General features: G+C 38.2%; 6 protein-coding genes. 3 read left to right on the plus strand and 3 right to left on the minus strand.

The features are described 5' to 3' along the window. Positions 1 to 56: 56 nt before the first annotated feature. Positions 57 to 4,631 (minus strand): NACHT domain-containing NTPase, encoded by a 4,575-nt coding sequence (locus ANA7108_RS0126425; protein ID WP_016953846.1) that lies wholly within the window; start codon positions 4,629 to 4,631, stop codon positions 57 to 59. Positions 4,632 to 4,945: 314 nt separating this feature from the next. Continuing rightward, positions 4,946 to 6,151, minus strand: a complete 1,206-nt coding sequence (locus ANA7108_RS0126430) for an AIPR family protein (protein WP_016953847.1) — start codon at positions 6,149 to 6,151, stop codon at positions 4,946 to 4,948. 186 nt (positions 6,152 to 6,337) lie between these two features. On the opposite strand from ANA7108_RS0126430, the gene ANA7108_RS0126435 reads away from it, so the two are divergent. Then, positions 6,338 to 6,955 carry a DNA-3-methyladenine glycosylase gene (locus tag ANA7108_RS0126435; RefSeq protein WP_016953848.1) on the plus strand — a complete coding sequence of 206 codons (618 nt, stop codon included), beginning with the start codon at positions 6,338 to 6,340 and terminating at the stop codon, positions 6,953 to 6,955. Continuing rightward, positions 6,952 to 7,290 (plus strand): hypothetical protein, encoded by a 339-nt coding sequence (locus ANA7108_RS28050; protein WP_016953849.1) that lies wholly within the window; start codon positions 6,952 to 6,954, stop codon positions 7,288 to 7,290. Before ANA7108_RS0126435 ends, ANA7108_RS28050 begins: the two co-directional genes overlap by 4 nt. A gap of 327 nt (positions 7,291 to 7,617) precedes the next feature. Here ANA7108_RS28050 and ANA7108_RS28055 read toward each other — a convergent pair whose 3' ends face one another. After that, a complete protein-coding gene (locus ANA7108_RS28055) occupies positions 7,618 to 9,147 on the minus strand; it encodes a PLP-dependent aminotransferase family protein (protein WP_016953850.1) in 1,530 nt (509 codons plus the stop codon). Positions 9,148 to 9,317: 170 nt separating this feature from the next. On the opposite strand from ANA7108_RS28055, the gene ANA7108_RS29270 reads away from it, so the two are divergent. Then, a partial coding sequence (locus ANA7108_RS29270; RefSeq protein ID WP_144052428.1) for a transposase occupies positions 9,318 to 9,574 on the plus strand: 257 nt, incomplete at its 3' end.

Genomic DNA, 9,574 nt, shown 5'->3' on the forward strand with positions numbered 1-9,574 from the left:
CTAATTTTTGATTACTAAAGAACGTGATTTTTTGAGGGCAGTATTAATCATAAAAATCACCTTTCAAATTCTTGTAAAGCTTGGGTTATTTCATAAGCTTCTACTTCAAGCAAACTATCAATTAAATCAAGACAACGAGAACGTAAACTTTTATCCTTGCTTTGACCGTAAAGACGTATTAATAATTCGCTGATTTTACTTACATTACCAAAATTACGAGTATGAATATCAGCAGCGAAACTGATAGAATTGACAAATTTTTCACACACTTGATAAACTGTTTCTGGCAGTTTAGCTGTTGTTTCTTTAAGAGCATTAATTAAATGATTGCAATCAGTTTCAAAAGCGCGGCTATTAACAAACGCCTCAATTAAAGTGAAATAAGCACCTAATTCCTCTCCTTCAAATCTAAAAAAACATTTAGCAGCTTCTTGGCGAACTTGTTCATCATTATCATTGAAAAGTTGAATTAAGCTGTTTTCACAGAATTGACGGTGATGAGATATTTTCAAATTAGCAACGAATATTTCAGCAGCAGCAATACGATGTAGTTCGGTATCAGAAAGACAACGGTTTGCAAAATAATGTGCTTCCTCAATTATTAAGGATGATAAACAGGCCTGTCTAGCACCAGCCTTCACTACTTCTGGTAAATCAGAAACAATCATTCGCTCAAGAATTGGCGCTAATTGTTGAAAATGTGTGTTCAATGTGTAATAAAGAAAACGCTCAACAGGACTTGTCCCTAAAAGTTCATCTTCAGTTTTACTAAGTTCTAAGAAAAGGTTGACCGATAAGTCTCTATCATAATTCAGCATTGCTATCAGTGTTTCAGCAGCACAACACCTAACAGCAATAGAAGAATCTCTAACTATCTGTTCCATAGATGCTTGGAAATATGCAGCACGATTCTTATCAGCAAAAATTAGTTTAGCGATCGCATCTACCGCACTACCTCGTGTAGAATTGATACCAGTCATCAAAATATCACCACCGTAGTAATTTTGTCCACCTGAAGTTTTAACACGCCAAAGCTCCTGCTCTGGATTGGGGTCGTTTAGTGCATAGTAGAGTAAAATCTCAAAAGCGGATTCTGTCCAAATAAGGTCAGCTCGTTTTTTAAACAGCCATGCAATTGATTTGCCACATGGACGTTGTGGTAATTGATGACAACGCTGACAAACAAGAAAAGCACTTTGAACATCCAACCCAACTTCAGCAATACCACGTAGAACTGCATCAAAATAGTATGAATTAGCATTATCTGGGAATTTCCAAATTAATGAAGCAAAACGCGCTGGCTCATGTTTAACTTCACTTTCCAAAAAACTTGATAGCTGAAACGCCCCTCCTGTCAGTTCCCCAGTCCGTTGAAATCCATCATTGTAATCATATTTGGAAATAGCTTTAAGCCATTGTTCATCGGTCATTTTAGTAGTCGCTGTTTCTGGTATTGGAGAACCTACAAACCGACATTCTATGGATTCTGGTGGTTCAATTTTTCCTAGTGGATTTAGTAAATTTAAATCTGTAAACTTACGTTGCCATTCTTGTAGCCTACGAATGGCTGTTTTTGAGCGTCGAGAGGGATGGATAGCGTCTAATAAAACAAGCTGTGAATAACCTCGAAACCAACGAGCATTAGCACTTTTCTCATATTGGTCGTAGTAATTGAGAATTATGGTTTCAAGTTTCATTAATTTTTCTTCAGAACAATAAAAGGTACTTGCTTTTATAAGCTGTCGTGTAGCCCAATAGGGAGCAACATGAATATTTCCAGCACCAGCAGAATAACCTATTTCAAGTCGTCTTGATTCTTCACAAAGATAATCAATTGCTTCGTCTGCAAATCTTTTACCATTCGCAGTATATGCACGAATTAACAAAAACTGAATTGTTTCAAAATTTGAGTTGCGAAGTTGTTGGTCTGCAAAAGTTGTAAATTCTTCAGGTTTATTTGTTGCTAAATTCGATAGTGCTACTTCCATCTCATTTAACAACTCATCCTGTATGTTATAGCCTTGACCATAAGGTCGGTAATACCATATTAAATCATACCAGGGTGGATTACCTTCTTTCTTAGCTGTTAATTCTACGACACGAAGGATAAAGGGAAATAAATGTTGAATAAACGCTTGTGGAGCGTTACGCGCACTCTCTTGTAAAACTCCTTCATCAAACTGACTATGGGGAAGAATACCAGATTGTCTATCAAACAGATTAGGTTGTCCAGCAGCTATACTTAAATCTAAATATCTATTGAGATAACAGCTAATTGCTTCACAAGCCCAATCAGGGCGTTCTTTAGGTAAAGAATAAATTTTTTGCCAGAAATCACGACTATAGTCAATAATATCTGATTTTGTATTTTGAGTAATAATACCTTGATTAATTAATCTAATAAATATTTTAAAGAACCTTCTACTTGTGTGAAGTTCTGCATTTTGAACAATGTAATCTAATCGTTCATTCCATCCTTTACTTGCTCCTATAAATGGTTCTATTAACTCAGCTATTCTGTCTGGAATCTGCCGTTGCATAATTGATAACAACTTTATTGTTGAATCAATATAACCTTCAGGTTCATTTTGTAACCAATTTTGGATAATCCCTAAACTATCCAATAAATGAAACCAATTTACAGAGCTATATAATGTCAACCAAACTTGTTTGGTGATTGTGTCAGTCGGATTTTTAATTAATGGCGAAATAATATGCCATTCTTCTTCTCTTGGATCATTTAAAGTTGCCAATAATGCAAATACTACCTGTTTAATGTGGAAACGAATGTCAGGGCTAGTAAGTAATTCCTGAATATTATTGATATAGCTGTCAAAATCAGCTTCACGTTCATGAATTAGAATTTGACGAACTTGGGCGCGTCGAAATAAATGTTGTTCTTCTTTTTTTCCTAAAAATGACAGTATATTTTGTCCGCGAGATGCAAAGCGACGAGCAAAAGCATAGTCAAAAAAACTTTCATGAAAAAATGAAATCTGCTTACTTTGATTTTGCCAAATTAAAATATGCTCAGAAGCCATTGCTCTAGCATCATCTCGAAATTCATCAACTATCCTTTCAGGCGCATATAAACTTTGCGGTTGCTCGTTGCTTATGTAATCACACAATACATCAATTACGTTAGTCCATTGGATAGAATGACCAAGACGCACTTTTATTTTGTCGGTTTTCTGTTGTAAAAATTCGTCGTATAGCTCCTTTGCTGTTTGAAAATTTAAAACATCTATTGTTTTACTTTCGGCTATTTCTGAAAGTAAGCCAAGATGCAATGGCACAGATAATAAATTTATTTGCTTTTCACTTAGTTGTGCTGAATCCAAGCCTAATTTAGTGACAATTTCTCTAACTTTTATATGTGAAAGACGATTAATAATTACAGGTTTAGCATTAGCAATACCTTTTTCACGACTCAACCGTTTTAACCTGTGGTCATTATCTAAATCGAATTTGCGGCAAGCTAATAATAATTTTATATTAGGATGTCCTTGAACTTGCCTGATAATTTCATCTAAACAATCAAAAAACTCTGGATTGCGACCTGATGCTAAACTTACTGCATCAAGTTGGTCAATTATTAATACACAATCTCGCTTTTGAGCAATGTTAGCTAAAACAATTGCCGGAGAACCCAGTAAACCTAACTGTTCACCGACTTTATCAGGTAATGGAGTTGGTTTTAAACTGTCTACACGAAAGGTAAGTATTGGAATACCTTGACTTTGTAGCTTGTCCAATACTTGCAGCATAACGCCGCTTTTACCTACTCCTGCTTCACCAACCAGTAAAATGCTCTGTTTTTTTTCAGTTAGTTCCTCAAAAGCAATTTGTGCTTCATCACGAGTAATGACATCACCAGCAATAACTTGAGTTTCACGTAGTAATGAAGTATAACGGCTGTTCACAGAATCAACCGCAGCTAAAACATGATCATCTTTACCCCATTCCCGACGGCGATATCCTCGTTCTTCTAAATGATGCCAAATATCATAGGTGGTCAATTCCTGATGAATTTTTTCTAGTGCTAATTCAGCTAGTTCGAGTCTGATTGTTTTTGAATCACCTTCTACTAAAGCTGCTAAACGACTTTCAATAATTTCAACTAATAAATTTTCTCCCACTGTTTCAACACGAACTCGCTTTAAAGCATAAAAAGCAGCTATTTCCGAGCAATTGCCCCATTTTTGAAGTAATTTATTGAATTTGCCAGATAAGTCTTTATTAAGAAAATCGCTCTTAAACTTTTCCCAATCTCCTGCATCTCTAGCTCTATTAGCTAATTCAGTTAGTTCATTTGCATCCTGAGTAGAAACGAATATACAAGAAACATTTGGATTATTATTCAGACTTGTCCAAAAATCCGAGAGAACTTGGACTTTATCATCCTGCAACGCACTAATTGTCCAGCGCCCAAGTCCACTTTTTTGACGTTTAACTTGGTGACACTCTAACTTTCCATTACGACTGACGATGAACTCAAAACCATCTTCTCCTGGTTTCTCTAGCTGGATTGAGTCAGCTTTCTCATCCATGACATCAATCATGCAATAAACAGTCCAACGACCTTCATAACGATTACCAATTTTGTCAGTTGCTCCACCAGGTAAAGGCATATAATTTTTGTTTCTTCAGGGTAAAAAGTCGCCATTTGATTATTGTATTATCACCCAACTCATTTACTAACAAAATCGTGTTGAGTAAATTAAACTCACTCGAAGCGAGACAATAGCGATCGCTCAAAATAGTCTAATAGTCTCCAACTGGCTAAAAACCCTCTGCCCTGTTATAGCCGTCCAAGGAAATGTTTCATATTGTTGAACTATAGGCATAACCAAACCTTATAGTCTTAAGCAAGACGATTAACTCCCGTTCAATTTCTGTGTAGCCGTTATTTAAGAAAACTCCTAAGAATAAATTATCCTCCTCCTCAACTTTGCGTTAACGTCAACTCCTCACGTTTAGCAGAATTAACCATCTTCACCAAAAGCTGATTCAGATAACTTTGGGCAAAAATATACAGACTATCCCAAATCTCTTGATTACGACAGATTTTCGCACCCACCGTATTACCAGCAATTTTCTCGGAAATTAAATACTTACGGAAATAACTGTCCCACAACTGTTGAAGAAAATCTTCAGCGAAATCCTCAAAAGGCACAATCCAGTTATAATCTTTATCTAGAAATACCCTGTAAGATGCAACTATTGGTAACGCCAAATCTCCAGGCGCACCAAACCCAAAAGAATATTTACTGTCAGCCAGTAGAGTATTTTTCCGCATATCAATTGATGCTAAATCATTGATCCCTTTTCTTTTTGGTTTGCTGATATATTCTTGAATAATTTCATACAGCCTTTGTTCTATCCACATAGCTTTAGTAAGCAGAGGCAGTAGTTTGGTTAATCTTTCCCTCTCACCATCAGAAAGTTGACTAGGACTATTGCTAACAGCCGGGTGCTTACTTCTCGTATTACCTTCCGGATTGTATCTATTTCTATCCAAGCAGTTTAGTAACTTGAACAAATGGGTAACATTACAATGGGTATTTTTAGGAACACCGCTTTGGTTTTGGTAATAAGCTACTCTAAATTTTCTACTTTCTTTGAGTTCTAACTGGGCTAAATAACTTTTGATAAAGTCATAATCTCCCCTAGCATTGACCTTAGAGCGAGAATCTACTGGTGATGTAGTATTAGAGGCTAAAGCTATATCTTTAGCTTCAGTTTCTTCTAATCCAATGTGAATAGTAATTTTGACCCGCGCTACGCTCAGGTCATACTTATAATTTTTCGCACTATCAAATGCTAAAACAGTGTGTCCACCATTAATAATACCATCGTTACCACCCTCAGCAGCTTCTAAAACCTCTAGTTCCAGTTGTTTTTTATCCTTACTGGGTTTAACTTTATTGGCACACAGAACTATACCACTGTGACGCTCAAAGAATTTCTGTGGTTCAGTAGTGAGAGAGTCAAAGATTTGCCTGTATGTTGAACTTTTGCGGTTTGGTTCTCTGATATTTGGTTCTAAAGGTAAATCTGTGGGGAATGTGTCTACATGGGCAGTAGCGATAATGCAATCGGGGTTAGCATGGAAATAATTATCTACTTTAATAATCCAGTTTTTTGGCATGGTTGATTTTTCTTTTGAGTAATTATAAGGATAACGGGGCGCAACACAAAAAACTTATAGCATATCGCAAGTAAATGAAGTAAAAAGCATAAGACGTTGAAAACGAAGGGGAAGGTTGTTAAATTTTTGCACAGATGTGGGAATTATAACCAATTAAGCAATCACAGTGGATGACTTCAAATTTTCATGAATTACGCAGTTGCTATTGACACATTAAAACAAGCAGATCCAATTTTAGCAGAAGTAATAGAACAGGTGGGGGAGTGTAGACTCAATCAAGTACAGCAAACAGGGGATTTATTATCTTCACTTTGTCGGTCAATAATTTACCAACAATTATCAGGTAAAGCAGCAACAGCTATTCACCAGAGATTTTTACAACTTTACACTGTTTTAACCCCCAGCGATATTCTCAACACCCCAGATGATGTTTTGCGAGAAGTTGGCATTTCTCGTCCTAAGATTTCATATCTCAAAGACTTAGCAGAACGATTTGATAAATTACCCACCATAGATGATTTACTGTTAATGGATGATGAAAATATCATCAAAACCTTAACTGAAGTTAAGGGAATTGGACGGTGGACAGTGCAGATGTTGCTAATGTTTAGATTACATCGTTGGGATGTTTTACCTGTAGATGACTTGGGTATTCGTAATGCTATCCATCGCCTTTATAGTCTACCAGAACTTCCTAATAAACTAACTGTAGAACAATTAGGAGAAAACTGGAAACCTTACCGCACTATCGCTTGTTGGTATCTGTGGTCTAGCTTATCAATAACTAAATCAGAAAAATTATGAAATTAAATGAAGTTGTGCCTTGGGGTAGAACACTACAAGAGTATAAGCTCATGTTTAATCTATCTGAAACAGACCTAAACAAGAAAATTCTTGGCTGTGGTGATGGTCCAGCAAGTTTCAATGCTGAAATGACAGAACTTGGATATTCAGTTGTTTCCATTGACCCCATTTATGAGTTTTCTAGAGAGCAAATCAAACAACGAGTTCAAGAAACTTATGAACCAATAATCTCGCAGGTAAAACAAAATGCAGACCACTATGTTTGGAATAATTTTCATGATCCAGAACAACTGGGTTATGCTCGTCCAAATAAAAAAATACCCAATCGCTTTTAGGGCAGGGGGCAGAAAAGTCGTTCGTATAGATATGCTCCCATTGCTACTATAGACTTGACCACTGATTACTGATTTGGCGTAACTACTTAAAAACCTGGCGTTGCTGAATTAGGGTATGAAATTGAAAAATCAATGATTTCAAACTCTTACTCTCTGTGACTGGAGCGCTACGCCAGTTGCTACAACGCGGGAAACCCGCGCAACGCACTGGCTCCTCTGCGTGAAACAAAATCATATTCTTAATCAGCAACGCCAAAAACCTCAACCAATCGACCAATACCTTCTTGAATCTGCATTTCATCCAGTTCAGCATAGCCGAAAATAAATTCACCCTGACCGGAAGAAGCAGGGGGAAAGGGAGCAGGGAGCGGGGGGAACAAGCCCCGTCCTTCTAGGACGCTTATACGGGGCAGAGTCCAAGCTCTGTCCCGGTCTTCCCCCTTGCCCCCTGCCCCCTGCCCCCTGCCCCTTTTCCTCTTCGTGACTCCACGAATTGAGATAAGAAGAACGAGCAGACATCAAACCCACTCCCACCGTTTCCGCACGCTCAATTATGGTTTCATCACGCAAATGAGTGTCAAATTTCACCATAATATGAATACCTGCATTCTCACCAAAAATAGTAATTTGTTCGCCAAAATGTGTATTTAATGTTTGTACCAGCACTTGACGACGTTGGTCATATAGAGAGCGCATTTTCCGAATATGACTTTCCAAATATCCATCAGCAATAAATTCTGTTAATACCTTTTGTTCTAAAGTTGGTAATTGCCGATCACTCAACCACTTCACCTGAGCAAACAGCGATACTAAATGTGGTGGTACAACCAAATAACCTATTCGCAGCGAAGGGAACAAAACCTTAGAAAAAGTACCCATATAAATCACACAATTGCTCTGGTCTAATCCTTGGAGCGCAGGAATAGGGCGGTCGCCATAACGATACTCGCTATCGTAATCATCTTCTAAAATCAAAGCATTATGCTGTTGCGCCCATAAGAGCAACTCCAAACGTCGGGGTAGAGATAGAGTAGATCCAGTAGGAAACTGATGGGAAGGAGTGACATAGACCATGCGAATTCTTTCTCCATCACTGTTTGCCAATTTTTCTACCATCAAACCAGAGGCATCTACAGGCACAGGTAACAAATTTACACCATGACTGAGAAACACCCGACGGGCGCTCAAATATCCAGGGTCTTCCATCCCGATGCTATCACCCGGATCAACCAACAACCGCATCACTAAATCCAAAGCTTGTTGAGTCCCATTGGTGATAATAATTTGTTCGCGATCGCACTTTATAGCCCTTGCCCGTGCTAAGTAATGAGCGATCGCTACTCTTAGGGGCAGATATCCTTGAAAATCCGTCGCATAGTCCAACCAGTCTAAATCAGCCTTGCAGTGCCGTGACAACAACTTAGACCACAGTTTTCTCGGAAAATCCTTCAGTGCAGGTCTTCCATAGCGAAAGCTGATGGTAGTGTTCACTTCTGTCTGTAATGAGAATAGGGTCTTGGTTAAGCGAGTTCCTTGCTGTGAAAGCTGAATAGGGGAAGCATTCTGTTTTTCATCCATAATCACAGGCACAGAATGCAGCAGGTCATCGGGTAGTTGAGCGCAGACATAAGTACCAGAACCAATAATTGTTTGCAAATAGCCTTCACTTAAAAGTTGTTCATAACTCTGTGTTACCGTTGTCCGGGAAATGCCTAGAGATTTGGCCAGCGATCGCGTGGAGGGAATTTTTTGGCGTGGTAGTAACCGCCCAGTCAAAATTGCCCGTCGTAATTCTTCGTAGATTTGTTGATGAAGTGGCTGTGGTAGACGACTATCTAGAGCGATCGCTAAATCCATACTCAATTTTTAAGTGGACTTATATAAAAGTATAAAATTGGCTCTTGTGAAAGTCCACTTAACTGACTAACTTAGTCCAATACTGTAGCCAAAAAAAGAGTATAAAAAGAGGGCTGATGTAGTAGAGTTATAGTCTTCCACAACGACAACTCGAAAGCCACATACAGCCCATGTTTGACATACTAGCACTGTTGCAATGCCTACTACCAGAAATAAAAGTGACGACGATGCGGCAGTTAAGCCAGATCATCACGGCCATGTTAGCCATGAGCGGGCGAGTCACAATGTTGGGAATATCGCGTTGGACGCTTAGTGGTGGTAGTTATCGGACGGTAATCAGATTTTTTCGTACAGTCATACCGTGGACAACGGTGTTCTGGGTGTTTTTTCGGCGGCATTTGTTCTGCCCAAATGATGTTTATTTGTT

It is taken from the genome of Anabaena sp. PCC 7108 (genome assembly GCF_000332135.1).
Classification (GTDB): domain Bacteria; phylum Cyanobacteriota; class Cyanobacteriia; order Cyanobacteriales; family Nostocaceae; genus Anabaena.